This is a genomic window from Brevundimonas sp. P2_A6 (assembly GCF_056404975.1).
The window spans coordinates 191112-206155 of sequence record NZ_JBFUCZ010000004.1 but is presented as its reverse complement, the minus strand read 5'-3'; the positions used below and the strand labels follow the sequence as shown (position 1 = coordinate 206155).

Annotated in this window: 12 protein-coding genes; 7 read left to right on the top strand and 5 right to left on the bottom strand. The window is 68.1% G+C overall.

Features of this window, described 5'->3' with window-relative positions; translation table 11 throughout:
• Positions 1-45 precede the first annotated feature (45 nt).
• Together AC1DW4_RS11965 and AC1DW4_RS11960 are read right to left on the bottom strand one after the other, a co-directional pair.
• Complete coding sequence (locus AC1DW4_RS11965; protein WP_477017545.1) at positions 46-825, bottom strand: NAD kinase; 780 nt, start codon at positions 823-825, stop codon at positions 46-48.
• Between the two features lie 52 nt (positions 826-877).
• Positions 878-2008, bottom strand: a complete 1131-nt coding sequence (locus tag AC1DW4_RS11960) for a DUF2336 domain-containing protein (protein ID WP_477017488.1) — start codon at positions 2006-2008, stop codon at positions 878-880.
• 158 nt (positions 2009-2166) lie between these two features.
• On the opposite strand from AC1DW4_RS11960, the gene AC1DW4_RS11955 reads away from it, so the two are divergent.
• The 7 genes from AC1DW4_RS11955 to AC1DW4_RS11925 all read left to right on the top strand — a co-directional run bounded on the left by AC1DW4_RS11955 (position 2167) and on the right by AC1DW4_RS11925 (position 11393).
• The gene (locus AC1DW4_RS11955) at positions 2167-2931 is read left to right on the top strand and encodes a class II aldolase/adducin family protein (RefSeq protein WP_477017487.1); all 765 of its coding nucleotides are present in this window, start codon (positions 2167-2169) and stop codon (positions 2929-2931) included.
• A 38-nt stretch (positions 2932-2969) separates the two neighbouring features.
• Complete coding sequence (locus tag AC1DW4_RS11950) at positions 2970-3716, top strand: hypothetical protein (protein ID WP_477017486.1); 747 nt, start codon at positions 2970-2972, stop codon at positions 3714-3716.
• A gap of 125 nt (positions 3717-3841) precedes the next feature.
• Entirely contained in the window at positions 3842-5032 is a 1191-nt protein-coding gene (locus AC1DW4_RS11945) for an efflux RND transporter periplasmic adaptor subunit (RefSeq protein ID WP_477017485.1), read from the top strand.
• Positions 5032-8262 (top strand): efflux RND transporter permease subunit, encoded by a 3231-nt coding sequence (locus AC1DW4_RS11940; RefSeq protein ID WP_477017544.1) that lies wholly within the window; start codon positions 5032-5034, stop codon positions 8260-8262. The genes AC1DW4_RS11945 and AC1DW4_RS11940 overlap by 1 nt, the downstream gene beginning before the upstream one ends.
• A 182-nt stretch (positions 8263-8444) precedes the next feature.
• Positions 8445-8717: a FeoA family protein gene (locus tag AC1DW4_RS11935; RefSeq protein ID WP_477017484.1), complete on the top strand. Its 273-nt coding sequence runs from the start codon at positions 8445-8447 to the stop codon at positions 8715-8717.
• A 1-nt stretch (position 8718) separates the two neighbouring features.
• Complete coding sequence (gene feoB, locus AC1DW4_RS11930) at positions 8719-10605, top strand: ferrous iron transporter B (RefSeq protein ID WP_477017483.1); 1887 nt, start codon at positions 8719-8721, stop codon at positions 10603-10605.
• Between the two features lie 26 nt (positions 10606-10631).
• Positions 10632-11393, top strand: a complete 762-nt coding sequence (locus AC1DW4_RS11925) for a prepilin peptidase (protein ID WP_477017482.1) — start codon at positions 10632-10634, stop codon at positions 11391-11393.
• Positions 11394-11403: 10 nt separating this feature from the next.
• On the opposite strand, the gene AC1DW4_RS11920 is transcribed toward AC1DW4_RS11925, so the two are convergent.
• From AC1DW4_RS11920 to cysD, 3 genes are all read right to left on the bottom strand, one after another.
• Positions 11404-12036 carry a TetR/AcrR family transcriptional regulator gene (locus AC1DW4_RS11920; RefSeq protein WP_477017481.1) on the bottom strand — a complete coding sequence of 211 codons (633 nt, stop codon included), beginning with the start codon at positions 12034-12036 and terminating at the stop codon, positions 11404-11406.
• 105 nt (positions 12037-12141) lie between these two features.
• Positions 12142-14007, bottom strand: a complete 1866-nt coding sequence (cysC, locus tag AC1DW4_RS11915) for an adenylyl-sulfate kinase (RefSeq protein WP_477017480.1) — start codon at positions 14005-14007, stop codon at positions 12142-12144.
• On the bottom strand, positions 14007-14957 hold the full coding sequence (cysD, locus tag AC1DW4_RS11910) for a sulfate adenylyltransferase subunit CysD (protein WP_477017479.1): 951 nt from the start codon (positions 14955-14957) through the stop codon (positions 14007-14009). The genes cysC and cysD overlap by 1 nt, the downstream gene beginning before the upstream one ends.
• Positions 14958-15044 lie beyond the last annotated feature (87 nt).

The window sequence follows — 15044 nt, the reverse complement described above, 5'->3', positions numbered from 1 at the left end:
TGATCGCAGATTGCACAGCCCCTCTTAAGAAGCCGTGACCTGCCTTCAGGCCGTGAACTGTTCGGCCAGGACGCGTTCCTCGAACGAGCGGCCGGCATCGAACAGCATGGTCAGGGCGACGTCGCGCCGTTCCTTGACCGCGACCTTCACCACGCGTCGAATCTCCAGGCTGTCGGCGACTGCGCTGACCGGCCGCTTGTCCGCCTCCAGAACCTCGAACTCCACCCGGGCGCGATGGGGCAGCAGGGCACCGCGCCAGCGGCGGGGTCGAAACGCGCTGATGGGCGTCAGGGCCAGCATCCGCGCGTCCAGCGGGATGATCGGGCCGTGGGCGGAAAGGTTGTAGGCCGTCGAGCCGGCGGGCGTTGCGACCATGCAGCCGTCGCAGGACAGCTCCTCCAGCCGCACCTTGCCGTCGACGCTGATCTTGAGCTTGGCGGACTGGCGGGTCTGGCGCAGCAGGGACACCTCGTTGATGGCCAGGCCGGTGTGGACCGCGCCGCTTTCGGTCCAGGCATCCATCTGAAGCGGGTGAATGACGGCGCGACCGGCCGAGCCGATCCGTTCCAGCAGGCCGTCCTCCTCGTAGTCGTTCATCAGAAACCCGACCGACCCACGGTTCATGCCGTAGACGGGCGTGCGGCGCGTCAGATTGGCGTGAAGGGTCTCCAGCATGAAGCCATCGCCACCGAGGGCGACGATCACGTCCGCCTCGGCTTCGGAGACCGTCCCGTAGAGGGCGGAGAGGCGCTCGCGCGCTTCCAGAGCCTCGGGTCGATCGCTCGCGCAGAAGGCCAGCCGGGGCGTTGAGGTCGGAGCGTTCACCGCACCACGAGAAGCCGAGGCGACCAGCGAAGTCAAACGGCGTTTCGCCGGGTCAGCCGCCGACGTGGCCCATCAGGGCGCGGAATTCCCGTGCCGCGGCCGACGGCGGCAGGGACATGCGGCCATGTAAGCCAACGTCGCCGTCGCCCGGCCATCCGTCGCTCAGTGCCCGGATTTCGTCCAGCACGGCTGGGAAGACGGCCCGGTCGATGCCGACGGCGGCGCACAGAAGGAACAGGGCGTCGGGGCTGGGGCGCACGATGGCGGCGCGGACCTGATCGATCGTGAACCCGCTGAGCGCCGTGACGCCGTGCTCGAACAGGCTGAGGCGCTTTTCGCGGACGGCGCGGATCAAAAAGCCCGCACGCAGCTGGCCCGCGCCCTGCAGCTTGGCGACCAGCCGGCGTTCCATTTCTTCCTTGTCGACGACGGCGGCGGCGTCCTCGATGCCCTTGGGTTCGGCCAGGGGCGGTCGGGTGACCGTGTCGATGGCGGTGGCGAGTTTGGTCTCATCGACCCGGAAACGCTCGCCGATGGCCTCGCGAAGGGCCTGACCGACCCATTGATAGAGCTGGGTCGCCAGGGCGTCGTTCAACCGCGGATGGCGGGTCAGGGGGGCGCGCAACGCCGCGATGCGGCGAGAGTGTTCGATCAGCCGTCCAAGGGCGTCGTCGCTGATCTGGGCGGTCCGGTTGCCGGCCAGGGCGGTCAGGGTGGCCGGCTCGCCCCGGTCGATGATGGCGTCGGCCACGCTGCCGCCGATGTTGGGGCGGCGCGCCACCTCGATCTGATGCTCGAGGGTGGCTTCCAGCAGGACGCGCAGAAGGTCCTGATCCTTCAGCAGGGGGCTGGCGGCGATGACGGGGCGGGCGATCTCGATTTCGTCCAGGGCCAGCATCGCGATCAGCGCCGGCGGAGCCCATTCGGCCGAGGCCAGGCATTCCGACAGGGCCTTTCGGATATCGCGCTCGGCCTGACGGGCGATGACCATGAAGATTTCGCCCAGTACGGGAGACGCCTCGGCACCCGGCGGTGACGCGTCGCACAGGGCGGCGATGCCCAGAAGCAGCCGTCGTCGGTCGTCGGTGGTCTTGCCTTTGGCGAGTTCCAGCAGACGCGACGCCGATGTCAGCGTCTCCGCATCGGAGGGCGGGGGCGTCGTCAGGCGAAGGACAGCGGTCACGGCGGGCTCCGGTCGGAAGGTCTCCGAACGCCTGCCAGCTTGACCTTGAGGTCGTGAAAACTTGGTTAAGCAAGCCTGAATCCAGCCCGGCTTGACCCCACTCGAGGTTGGAGCGAGGGTTGGCGCACGGTCGTGTGATCGACGATCAGGAGTGAACCATGGCCGACGGTGCCGCACAGAGCCTCAAGTCCCGCGTGTCGGCAGAGGAATGGCAGGCGCGGGTCGATCTGGCCGCCCTCTACCGGCTGGTCGCCCTGCACGGCTGGGACGACATGATCTTCACCCACATCTCCGCCCGGGTGCCGGGGCCGGAGCATCACTTCCTGATCAACCCCTATGGCTTCTATTTCGAGGAGATCACCGCCTCGTCTCTGGTGAAGGTCGATCTGGAGGGAAACGTCGTTCAGGAGACGCAGAGCTTCATCAACCCGGCGGGTTTCACGATCCACTCGGCCATCCACGCGGCGCGCGAGGACGCGCATTTCGTCATCCATCTGCACACCGTGGCGGGCGTGGGCGTGGCGGCGCAGGCGGAAGGACTGCTGCCCATCGGCCAGAACGCCTGCCTGCTTCAGCACCAGGTGGCCTACCACGGCTATGAGGGACTGGCCCTGAACCACGACGAGCGCGAGCGGCTGGTGGCGGATCTCGGCGACAAGCCGCTGATGCTGCTGAGGAACCACGGCACGCTGGCCGTGGGCCAGACCGCTGCGGCGGCGTGGGTCGGGATGTTCTTCCTGGAGCGGGCCTGCGCCCAGCAGGTGGCGGCGCTGTCGGGGGGACGCGAGCACGTCCTGATGGCCCCGGATGCCGCGCAGGCCGAGACCAGGGAGCAGGGCAAGGGGATCGGCTTCGTTTCCAGCCTGGCCTGGCCCGGCGCGCTGCGCCTGCTGGATCGGAAATCGCCCGGCTACGACGCCTGATGCTCTGCCGCTGCCTCGTGGGCCTTGTGCTCGCGGCGGTGGCGTCGTCGTCCGTCGAGGCCGGGGCATGGACGCAGAAAAAGGGTCGGTCCCAGGTCATCGTGAAGGCCGAGATCATGCGTGCCGAAGACGGCTATGACCCCTCGGGTGCCGTCTTGTCCTTGCCCGACACGCGCCGTGACCGGGCCCTCGGCGTGTTCGCGGAATACGGCATTACGGATCGGCTGACCGTCCAGTTCAAGGGCGACTGGCAGTCGGGCGAAGATGCCTTCGTCGATTACGAGGGACGCGGACCCGCCGAGATCGGACTGACCTGGCAGGCGTGGCGCGACGACCGGGCGGCCGTCAGCCTGTATGCCGGATATGCGGTCGCGGGCGAGGGGCGCAACGCGGGCTATGCGGCACCCGGCATCGGGGATCAGGACTGGGAGGTGCGAGCCTCGGCCGGCCGGTCGTTCGGAGACGGGGCGGGCTGGGTCGATCGGCTCGTGCCCGGTCGCTCTTTCGTCGAGGTTCAGGCTGCGCGTCGGATGCGGGACGGCCTGCCGGACGAAACGCGGGCGGACGTCACGATCGGCAACCGGTTCGCCGAGGGGTGGATGCTGTTGGGCCAGGCCTTCGGCGGCGTCACGGACGATGACGGGGCGCGTTGGCTCTCGGTCGAGACCTCGATCGTGCGTGATATCGGACCGTGGAGCATCCAGGCGGGATGGCGACGAACGGTGGCGGGACGGGAAACACCACGGGCCGAAGGTCCGACGATCGCGCTCTGGCGGCGATTCTGACGTCCGGGCCCCGTGGTGGAATGCCGCGACGGAAACCGGAACGGCTCACGTTACAAACTCTTTAAGTTGCCTCGCGAAGCGGAACGGCTATGCCGTCCGACGTGCAATCAGGAGTCGGTGCCCGCGTGATCAAACGTCATTTCTTTCTCGTCGCCGCGGCCGTGGTCCTGGGTCTGATGATCGTGGCCGCCGTGATGCGCGTGGCCTTCGCCGGTGACGAGGCGGGTGCCGGCGGCTCAGGCGGCGGGGCCGGAGGCCGGGGCGGCGGGAGAGGACAGGCGGTCGAGGCGGCCGTGGTGGCCCAGCGACCCTTCAGCGACCAGATCAACGTGCTGGGCGTCGCGCGCGGCCGGCGGTCGGTCAACATCACATCCAACAGCTCGGAACTGATCACGCGGGTGATGTTCTCCGATGGTCAGCGGGTCGCGGCGGGAACCGCGCTCGTCGAGCTGCAGGCGCGCGAAGAAGACGCCGGGATCATCCAGGCGCGCGCCAACGTCGCCCAGGCCGAGCGGGAATACGAGCGTTACCAGGGACTGGCTGAACGGGGCGTCGCGCCGCGCGTGACGGCGGAGGAAGCACAGACGACGCTGGCGACGGCCCGTGCCTCGCTGGCGGCGGCCGAGGCGCGGCGGGGCGACCGCGTCATCCGCGCGCCGTTCGCCGGGACCCTGGGGCTGTCCACCGTGACGGCGGGAACCCTGATCAGCCCCGGCGCGGTCATCACGACGCTGGACGACACTTCGGTGATCCGCGTCGATTTCCCGGTGCCGGAGCGCTACATCGGCGTGCTGCGATCCGGGCTTTCCATCACCGCCACGGCGGACGCCTATGGCAACGAACAGTTTTCGGGGCGGATCGCCCTGGTCGACACGCGCATCAACGAGACGACCCGCGCGGTGACCGCGCGGGCCGAGTTCCCCAATCCGGGCGGGCGCATCCGGCCGGGCATGCTGATGCGCGTGGCCATCCAGCAGGGCCAGCGCCAGACCCCGGCCGTGCCCGAAGCGGCGGTTCAGTACGAGGGCGACGGAGCCTTCGTCTATCGCATCGCGGCTGGCGACAAGGGATCGACCGCCCAGCGCGTCGAGGTCGAGACCGGGGCCGTGGAGGGCGGCTTTGTCGAGATCGTCTCTGGTCTGAACGCGAATGACCGGGTTGTGGCCAGCGGCCTGAACCGCATCCAGCCCAACGCCCCAGTGACCGTGGCCGGAGCCGGCGGGGCGCGTCGCGCCGGAGCGGCCCCGAACGCAGCCGCACCGTCGCAGGCGGCTGCTCCGAATACAGCCGCGCAGCCGCAGGCGGCTGCACGATGATGCTGTCCGACGTTTCCGTCCGGCGGCCGGTGCTGGCGGCCGTGGCCGCTATCGTGCTGTGCGTGATCGGGGCCGCGGCCTTCTTCTTCCTGCCGGTGCGCGAGCTCCCGGACGTCGATCCGCCGATCGTGTCGGTGTCGACCAGCTATGCCGGGGCCTCCGCCGAGGTCATCGAAAACCGGATCACCGAGCCGATCGAGCAGCAGGTCGCCGGCATCCAGGGCGTCGAACGCATCACCTCGTCCAGCCGTGACGGCCGATCCAGCGTCACCATCGAGTTCGGCCTGGACCGCGACATCGACGTAGCCGCGTCCGACGTGCGTGACCGCGTCAGCCGGGTGCAGGGGCGCCTTCCCGACCAGGCCCAGCCGCCGGAGGTGGCAAAGGCCGACTCCGACAGCCAGCCGATCATGATCCTGTTCCTGCGGTCGTCGTCGATGAACCGGCTGGAGCTGACGGATTATGCAGACCGCTATCTGCTCGACCGTCTGGCGACAGTGCCGGGCGTGGCCCAGGCCCAGATCTATGGCGAGCAGCGCTATGCCATGCGCATCTGGCTGGACGCCGACGCCATGGGCGCGCGCGGCCTGACCGTTTCGGATGTCGAGAGTTCGCTGAGCGCCCAGAACGTGGAACTTCCGGCCGGCGCGCTGGAATCGACCGACAAGGACTACACCGTCCGCGTGGCGCGCACCTATGCGCGGGCGCAGGATTTCGCCCAGTTGCCGATCGGCACGACGGGTTCTGCGTCGATCGGGTCGGCAGGCGCGTCCGGTTCGGTATCGACCGGCTCGATCCCGAACGGATCGGGGGCCAGCGGCGCGTTGCAGCCCCGGGCAAGCTATGTGACCCGTCTGGGGGACATCGCCCGCGTCGAGGAGGCTCCAGCCGAGTCGAGGCGTCTGTTCCGGGGCAACGGGCTGGATCAGATCGGTCTGGCCGTGACCCGTCAGGCTCAGTCGAATGACCTGGAAATCTCCAAGGGGGTCACGGCGCTGGTCGACGAGATCAAGCCGAGCCTGCCCGAGGGGACCGAACTGGTGGTCGGGTCCGACAACTCGGTCTTCACCTCTCACGCCATCGACGAGGTCTGGATCACCATCGGCATTTCGATGGCGCTGGTCGCATTGGTGAACTTCATCTTCCTGGGAAGCCTGCGCGCGGCGCTGATTCCGTCGATCGTGGCCCCGATCTGCCTGCTGTCGACCTTCATCGTCCTGGCTCCTCTGGGCTTCTCGCTGAACCTGCTGACGCTGTTGGCGCTCGTTCTTGCCATCGGTCTGGTGGTGGACGACGCCATCGTGGTGGTCGAGAACATCCAGCGACGCCTGGACCACGGCGAGCCGCCGCTGGTCGCGGCCGAACGGGGCACGCGACAGGTCTTCTTCGCCGTCATCGCCACCACCATCACACTGCTGTCGGTGTTCGCGCCGCTGCTGTTCCTGCCGGGGTATGTCGGGCGTCTGTTCGTGGAGCTGGCGGCGGCCATCGCGGCCGCGGTGGCCTTCTCGGCCTTCCTGGCGCTCAGCCTGTCGCCGATGCTGGCCTCCAAGATTCTGCGGCCCGCCGCCGGGTCTGGATGGGTCGCGCGCAAGGTCGACTGGGCCATGGACGGCCTGAAGAACTCCTATGCCGACTCGCTGAAGATGCTGGTCGGCAAGCGGGTGGCGGTCATCGGCGTGTCGCTGGTCATCCTGCTGGTGGGCGCGGGGGCGGCGACCATGTTCCTGACCCTGCCCGACGAACTGGTGCCGCCCGAGGATCGCGGTCGCGTCCAGGTGCGCGTGCAGGGGCCCGAGGGTTCGGGCTTCGACTACACCAAGAAGATCATGCTGGGGCTGGAGCCGATCCTGGCGGAGTACAAGAACAACGGTGAGGTCGAAAGCTATCTGATCTCCTCTCCGGGTTTCGGCGGCGGCAGCTTCAACTCGGGCAACGCCTCCCTGATCCTGAAGGACTGGTCCGAGCGCGACCGGTCCGCCGACGAGATCGCCCAGGAGCTGAATGGCAAGCTGCGCGGCCAGACGGGTGCCCAGGTGAACGCCTCGGTGCCGGGTGCCTTCCAGCGCGGCGGCAACACCGGCAATTCGATCGAGCTCGTCGCAACGGGGACGGATTACAGGGAAATCTATAACTGGCTGCAGCCCGTGCTGGCGGCGGCACAGGAGAACGCTGGCTTCTCACGACCGCGCCTGAACTATGAACCGAACGCTCCGCGCTTGCTGGTCGAAGTCGATCCCGAAAAGGCGGCCGCTCTGGGCGTTTCCGCCCAGGAGATCGGGCGTACGCTGGAGACCATGTTCGGATCCCGGCTGGCCACGACCTATATCCGGGGCGGTCAGGAATACGATGTGATCCTGCAGACGGATCGCGAGGACCGGTCGTCGCTGTCCGATCTGGAGACGCTGTATGTCGGTGCCGGGTCGGGCGCGCTGGTTCCGCTGTCGTCGGTGGTCACGACCAAGACCAGTGGCGACACGCCGGACCGTCGGCGACTGGACCGTCAGCGGGCCATCACCCTGTCGGCCGACCTTAACCCGGGCACGACGATCGCCGACGCGGTGGCCTTCATGAACGCCCAGGTGGCCGAGCAGCCCAAGGGTGTCGTCAACATCCAGTACGGTGGCGCCGCGCGGGATCAGCAGGAGGCGGGCGGGGCCGTGGCATGGGCCTTCGCACTGGCTCTGCTGCTGGTGTTCCTGGTTTTGGCGGCGCAGTTCGAAAGCTGGATCACACCGGCGGTCATCATGCTGACGGTGCCGCTGGCGGCGGCGGGCGGGCTGTTCGGCCTGTTCATGGCCGGGTCCAGCCTGAACATCTATTCGCAGATCGGTCTGATCATCCTGATCGGCATCGCGGCCAAGAACGGCATCCTGATCGTGGAGTTCGCCAACCAGCTGCGCGACCAGGGCCGGTCGATCACCGAGGCGATCATCGAGAGCTCGTCGCTGCGTCTGCGGCCGATCATCATGACCTCGATCGCCACGGCGTTCGGGGCCCTGCCGCTGGTGCTGTGGTCGGGCGCCGGGGCGGGCAGTCGCCAGACCATCGGTGTGGTGATCTTCACCGGCGCGATGTTCTCGACCCTGCTGACCCTGTTCGTGGTGCCGGTGATCTACGGGGCCCTGGCCCGCTTCACCAAGTCGCCGGAATACACGGCCCGCAAGATCGAGGAATGGGAAGCTCAGGAAGCGACCGCCAACGATCCGGTCCCTGCGGCGGCGGAGTGACGGAGGGGTTCTTGGCCAGCACTCAGAACCCCTCCGTCTGCTCGCAAGGGCTCGCATTCACTTCCCCATTCGCCGAGCGGCGAACGGAGAGGAGACAATCTGCCACTGGACGAACCGCTTACGCGTCTGATAAGCGTTCGCAGTAACGGAGATGCAAGTCGATCTCCGGTAAGGCGAGCGTCATGAGCAACGTCATTTCCCTGTCCGAAGCGCGTCTGGGCGACCGGGGTGTCATCACCCGGGTCGGCGCGGATGCTCGCGACGAGCACGGGGCCGAACTGGAACGTCGCCTGCTGGAACTGGGCCTCGTCGAAGGTGCCGTGATCCAGCTGCTGCACCAGGGTGCGATTGGCAAGGATCCGATGGCGCTGAAGGTCGATGACATGCGCGTCGCCTTGCGTCGTCGCGAGGCGCGCGGCCTGACCATAGAGCTGTTCGCGGAAGCCGCCGAATAGGATGGACGTCGCCGTCAGGCCCGTCCGGGTCGCGCTGGTCGGCAATCCCAACTCGGGCAAGACCGCGCTGTTCAACGCTCTGACCGGGGCCCACCAGAAGGTCGCCAACTACGCCGGCGTCACCGTCGAACGGAAAGAGGGCCGCGTGCTGGCCGCATCCGGCCGGTCGATGTCGGTGCTCGATCTGCCCGGCACCTATTCCCTGCGCGCCCGCAGCCCGGACGAGGAAGTCACCCGAGACGCCGTGCTGGGTCGCCTTCAGGGCGAGGCCGTGCCCGACGTCATCGTGGCCGTGGCCGATGCGACCAACCTGCGGCTGGTGCTGCGGCTGATCCTGGAGCTGAAGGCGGTCGGGCGGCCGATGGTGCTGGCGCTCAACATGTACGACATCGCCCAGCGCCAGGGCCTGCGGATCGATCTGGAGCGGTTGTCGCGCGAGCTGGACGTGGCGATCTTCACCACCGTGGCCACGCGCAAGCGGGGCATCGTCGAACTGGTCGAGGGCATCGAGACGGCCGCCGGACCGGGCTGGATGTCGGCGGGCGACGGCTGGACCGCGCCCGATGCCGACGCCCTGCGCGGGGCCCATCGCCGGGCCGAGCAGATCATGCGCGATTGCGTGCGCCCGCCCGAGCGGCCGGACACCCTGACGGGCAAGATCGACGGCGTTCTGCTGCATCCCGTCGCCGGACTGGCCATCCTGATGGTGCTGCTCTTCGTCATGTTCCAGGCCGTCTTCACCTGGGCGACGCCCCTGATGGACGGGATCGAGACGGGCTTCTCCATGCTCGGGGTCGGCGTCGCATCGGTTATGCCGGACACCGGCCCCGTGTGGCCGCTGGCGCAGAGCCTGCTGGTCGATGGCGTCATCGCCGGTGTGGGATCAGTGCTGGTCTTCCTGCCCCAGATCCTGATCCTGTTTCTGTTCATCATCGTTCTGGAAGACTTCGGCTACATGGCCCGGGCCGCCTTCCTGATGGACCGGATCATGGGCGGGGCAGGGCTGCATGGGCGGGCTTTCATTCCCCTGCTGTCCAGCTTCGCCTGCGCCATTCCGGGGATCATGGCGGCGCGGGTGATCGATGCGAAGCGCGATCGGCTGACGACCATCATGGTGGCGCCGCTGATGACCTGTTCGGCGCGCATACCGGTTTACACGCTGATCATCGCCGCCTTCATTCCAAGCCGGACCGTCTGGGGCTTCGCCAATCTGCAGGGGCTGGTGATGTTCGGCCTTTACGCCGTCGGGATCGTCAGCGCCCTGCTGGTGTCGTTCGTCATCCGCAAGGTTTTCTGGAGAGGGGCGGTCGAGCCCTTCATGATGGAACTGCCGGCCTACAAGACGCCCGACGTGAAATCGGTGGCGATCAACCTGTGGATCCGGGCGCGCATCTTCATGGCGCGGGCAGCACGGATCATCCTGCCGCTGATGATCGTCGTGTGGGCCCTGTCGACCTTCCCCTATCCGCCCCAAGGCGCGGTCGGGCCGGCCATCGACTGGTCGTTCGCGGGCATGATCGGCCATGCGCTGGAGCCGCTGTTCGCGCCGATCGGCTTCAACTGGCAGATGGTGGTGGCCCTGGTGCCCGGCATGGCGGCGCGCGAGGTCGCGGTGGCGGCGCTGGGCACCGTCTATGCCATCGGCGATCCAGAAGCCGCCGGCAGTCTGCTGGGTGCCACCCTGGCGGCGCAGTGGTCGCTGGCGACGGGCCTCAGCTTCCTGGCCTGGTACGTCTTCGCGCCGCAGTGTGTTGCGACCCTTGGCGTGGTCAAGCGCGAGCTGAACAGCTGGAAATGGATGTGGGTCATGATCGCCTACATGTTCGCCCTGGCCTATGGCGCGGCCTTCGTGACCTATCACACCGCCGTCGCCCTGGGTGGCGGCTGAGCCCCGAAGCGGGCTAAGCCGGATTGGTGCCCACGCCCTTCGTCATCGCCATCCTCATGGGCCTGCTGGGCCTGATCGTCGGAAGCTTCATCGCCGCCGTGACGGTCCGCATGCCGCGCGACGAGGACATCATCTTCGGCCGGTCCCATTGCATGAGCTGCGAGGCACCGCTGAAGGCCTGGCAGCTGGTGCCCGTGGTCAGCTGGCTGGTGCAGCGCGGGCGGTGCGCCCTGTGCGGGGCGGCGGTGTCGCCGCGCTATCTGCTGATCGAGTGCGGAGGGGCGACCATCGGAGTCTGGGCCGGGCTGTTCGGGGCCGAGATCGGGTGGATCATGGTGGGGGCAACCGCCGTCCTGGGGTGGCAACTGCTGCTGATCGCCCTGATCGATGCGGAGAATTTCTGGCTGCCGGACGAATTGACCCTGCCGCTGATCGCGAGCGGCCTGATCGCGGCGGGGGTCATCGCGCACGACTGGCCAATCCCCCAACTGATCGGGGCGGCGTTCGGCTTCGGGGCGCTATGGGTTCTGGCGGCCCTGTATCGGTTGATCCGCAAGCGAGATGGGCTGGGTGGCGGCGATCCCATCCTGTTCGCGGGTGTCGGGGCCTGGGTCGGCTGGATAGGCCTGCCCAGCGTGCTGCTCTGGGCCTGCGCGGCGGGGTTCAGCGTGGTGCTGACACTGCTGATCACGCGGCGCAAGGTGTCCGGCGGGGACCGTCTGCCCTTCGGCACCCTGCTCGCGATCGGCGTCTGGCTGACCTGGCTCTACGGGCCGATCGGCGGGTGAAGGCGGCGTCCTATCGTCCCGTGACCAGCTTCACGACGATGTGGGCGGTGGTGTCCAGGATCGCATCGGACGGCGTGTCGCCGCGTCGCATCAGCTCGAACCCGGCCGCCACCGACTCGACCAGGTTGGCGACTTCATATGAAGCCAGTCGGGGGTCAAGACCGGGGGCGTGATAGCCAGTGGCATGGGCCACCGCGATCCGGCGCTCCAGCGACAAATGGACCCGGCGCAGACGGCGCACGCGGGCTTCGACGAACCCGATTTGTCCCTTGTCGGCCAGCATGTGCTCGATGCGAAGGACGGGCCCGTGGTCGCGCCAGATCATGAGTACGTCGACGACATAGGCACGCGCGGCCGCAAAGGCCTGTTCCGCCGACCAGTCACCGTCCAGGTGGCGCGACAGCGGCTGGAAGTCGGTGGCAGCGGCCTCGCATAGCGCCAGAACGGGTTCCTCGACCGTCTTGAAGTAGGTGTAGAAGTTTGACGGCGACACACCGGCCTCGGCCGCCAGGTCCGCGACACGCAGCTCTCCCAGATGGTGCCGCTCCAGAAGCCGACGGGTGGCATCGAGGATGGCCGCGCGCGTCCGTCCGCCTCGCGCGCCGATGCGGTGTCCCAGCTTGTTGATGGTGCGTTCGGCCATGGGCGGGGATAGGGGCGTGGGGAGGGCAGACGGGTGTTCGCGACGATGGGATAGCCATCGCACCTCCCTCCAGGCGCGTCATCCCCTCTCGCCCCGAAAGAGCGCTCAGATCGTCCCGACGACACCCAGCCGAACCAGCTGGTCGGCGACGGCGCGCGCGGCGTCCTCGGGCGTCAGATCGGCGGTGGGCAGCGTGAGGTCGGGGGTCACCGGGGCCTCGTAGCCCGAGCCGACGCCTGTCAGGCCGATGATCGTCCCTCTTTCTGCACGGGCATACAGGGCCTTGGGGTCGCGGGCGCGGCACAGGTCGAGCGGGGTGTCGATGAACACTTCGAGGAAGGGTGTATCAAAACAGATCGACCGGGCGTGGGCACGCTGGGCCTGAGCGGGCGAGATCAGGGCGCAGATCGCGACGACCCCGGTCCCGGCGAACAGGCGGGCGACCTCGGCCACGCGACGAACGTTTTCCGATCGGTCGGCGTCGGAGAACCCCAGATCGCGGTTCAGGCCGTGCCGCAAATTGTCGCCATCCAGCACCACTGTACGGATCCCGCCGGCGTGGAGGTGGCGCTCCAGCGCGGCGGCGATGGTCGACTTTCCAGAACCGGACAGGCCGGTCATCCAGACGACGGCCCCGCGGTGGCCATTCCGATGTTCCCGGGCCGCGCGATCGACAGCCGGGGCGACGCGGTGAATGTCGGTCGGCTGACCGAGGGGGGCGAGCGCGGTTCCGGCTGCGACGGTGGCATGGGTGTCCCGGTCGATCAGGATCAGGGCTCCTGTGCCAGGGTGGTCGGCGAAGGTGTCGAAGGCGACGCGCCCGGTCGTCTGGATAACCCGGTCGCCGATCTCGTTCATGGCCAGGGCGACGGTGCCGCCGTCGTCGGCGCTCAGCCGGGCGGGGACCAGGGCGGTGCCGATGCGCAGCAGATAGCTGCGGGCCGGATCCAGAGGGGCCTCGTCCATCCACAGCAGGCGGGCCGAGAGCCGATCTACGGCGGCGGGGCGATCCGTGGGTGGGGCCAGGACGTCGCCGCGCGCGATGTCCAGATCCCGGTCGAGCACCAGGGTGACGGCGTCCCCGGCCTGGGCGGTCTCGGCCCATTCGCCCGCGCGGACGATGCTGGCGACGTGGGCGGTGCGGCCCGAGGGAGCGACGACGATCGCGTCGCCCACGGCGATGCGTCCGGAGGCGATGGAGCCGCTGTAGCCCCTGAACTTTTCGTCCGGACGGCTGACGTACTGGACCGGCAGCCGGAATGCGGCGTCGTGGCCAGCCGGTTGCGTGTCGGCGATCTCCAGCGCCTCGATCAGGGTCGGACCGCTGTACCAGGGCGTCGTGGCGGAGCGGCGGACCAGATTGTGACCATGCCGGGCGCTGATCGGAATGGCCGTGACCTGGGTCAGACCGTGGTCGCGGGCCACCTCGGCATAGGAGGCCTGGATGGCGTCGAAGACGGCGGCGTCGCCATTCACCGCATCCATCTTGTTGACGGCAAGGATGACCTGACGGATGCCGAACAGGGCGACGATGCGGCTGTGACGGCGGGTCTGTTCGGACAGGCCCTTGGTCGCATCGACCAGGATGACCGCCAGGTCGCAGGTCGAGGCCCCGGTCGCCATATTGCGGGTGTACTGGGCGTGACCGGGCGTGTCGGCGACGATGAAACTGCGCCGGGGGGACGAGAAATAGCGATAGGCGACATCGATGGTGATGCCCTGTTCGCGCTCGGCCGACAGACCGTCGAGCAGCAGGGCATAGTCGGCGGCGTCACCATCGGTGCCGAAACGGCGCGAGTCCTTCCGAAGGGTGGCCAGCTGGTCCTCGGGCACCTGTCCCAGGTCAAACAACAGGCGACCGATCAGGGTGGATTTGCCGTCGTCGACCGAGCCACAGGTCAGGAACCGCAGCAGGTCGCGCGACCCGGCAGGCGGGGGCGGGGGGCGAACGGCAAAGGTCGTGCCGTCCACTAGAAGTAGCCCTCGCGCTTCTTCATCTCCATCGAGCCCGTGCCGTCTCCGTCGATCAGGCGACCCTGACGTTCGGAGTGGCGGCTGGCGTTCAGTTCGGAGATGACGGCGTCCAGCGTCGTGGCGTCGGATTCGACGGCGGCGCTCAGCGGATAGCACCCCAGGGAGCGGAAGCGGACGCGGCGCAACTGGGGCACCTCGCCCGGCAGCAAGGGCATTCGCTCGTCGTCGCGGACGATCAATTGACCCTGGCGGATCACGGTGGGGCGCAACGCGGCGAAATACAGTGGGACGATCGCGATGTTTTCGGCGCGGGTGTACTCCCAGACATCGCGCTCGGTCCAGTTGGACAGGGGGAAGACCCGCAGGGATTCGCCCGGACCGATCTGCGTGTTGTACAGCCGCCAGAGTTCGGGCCTTTGCAGCCTGGGCTCCCAGGCGTGGACGGCGTTGCGGACCGAGAAGATGCGCTCCTTGGCGCGCGAGGCTTCCTCGTCGCGTCGCGCCCCGCCGAAGGCCGCATCGAAACCATGCCGTTCCAGCGCCTGTTTGAGGCCCTCGGTCTTCATCACACGGGTGTGGGTTTCCGCGCCGGAGCGGATGGGGTCGATGCCTTGCGCCGCGCCGTCGGGGTTGATGTGCACGATCAGACGCACGCCATACAGGTCGGCGATAGCGTCTCTATGCTCGATCATCTCCCGGAATTTCCAGGTCGTATCGACGTGCAGAAGCGGGAAGGGGATCGGTGCCGGGAAGAAGGCTTTCCGGGCCAGGTGCAGCATCACGCCCGAATCCTTTCCGATCGAATACAGCATGACCGGATTGCGGGCCGTCGCGGCGACCTCGCGGATGATCTCGATGGCCTCGCTTTCGAGACGGCGCAGGTGGGCGTTGGGCCGGGGCGCGGTCCGGGGCGAAAGCGGCGTGGTCAGGGTCAGGTCGGCGTGCACGGCAGGTCCTCGGCGAGGCTGTGCAGTGCCGGACCTTCATGCGGGCGTCGAACGAGGATTGTTCGGCGGCGGTGATAGAAAAGCTGA

Coding starts and splice junctions, on each gene's coding strand:
- AC1DW4_RS11955 (WP_477017487.1), top strand. CDS start 2,167: ATGGCCGACGGTGCCGCACAGAGCCTCAAGTCCCGCGTGTCGGCAGAG.
- AC1DW4_RS11940 (WP_477017544.1), top strand. CDS start 5,032: ATGCTGTCCGACGTTTCCGTCCGGCGGCCGGTGCTGGCGGCCGTGGCC.
- AC1DW4_RS11935 (WP_477017484.1), top strand. CDS start 8,445: ATGAGCAACGTCATTTCCCTGTCCGAAGCGCGTCTGGGCGACCGGGGT.
- feoB (WP_477017483.1), top strand. CDS start 8,719: ATGGACGTCGCCGTCAGGCCCGTCCGGGTCGCGCTGGTCGGCAATCCC.
- AC1DW4_RS11920 (WP_477017481.1), bottom strand. CDS start 12,036: ATGGCCGAACGCACCATCAACAAGCTGGGACACCGCATCGGCGCGCGA.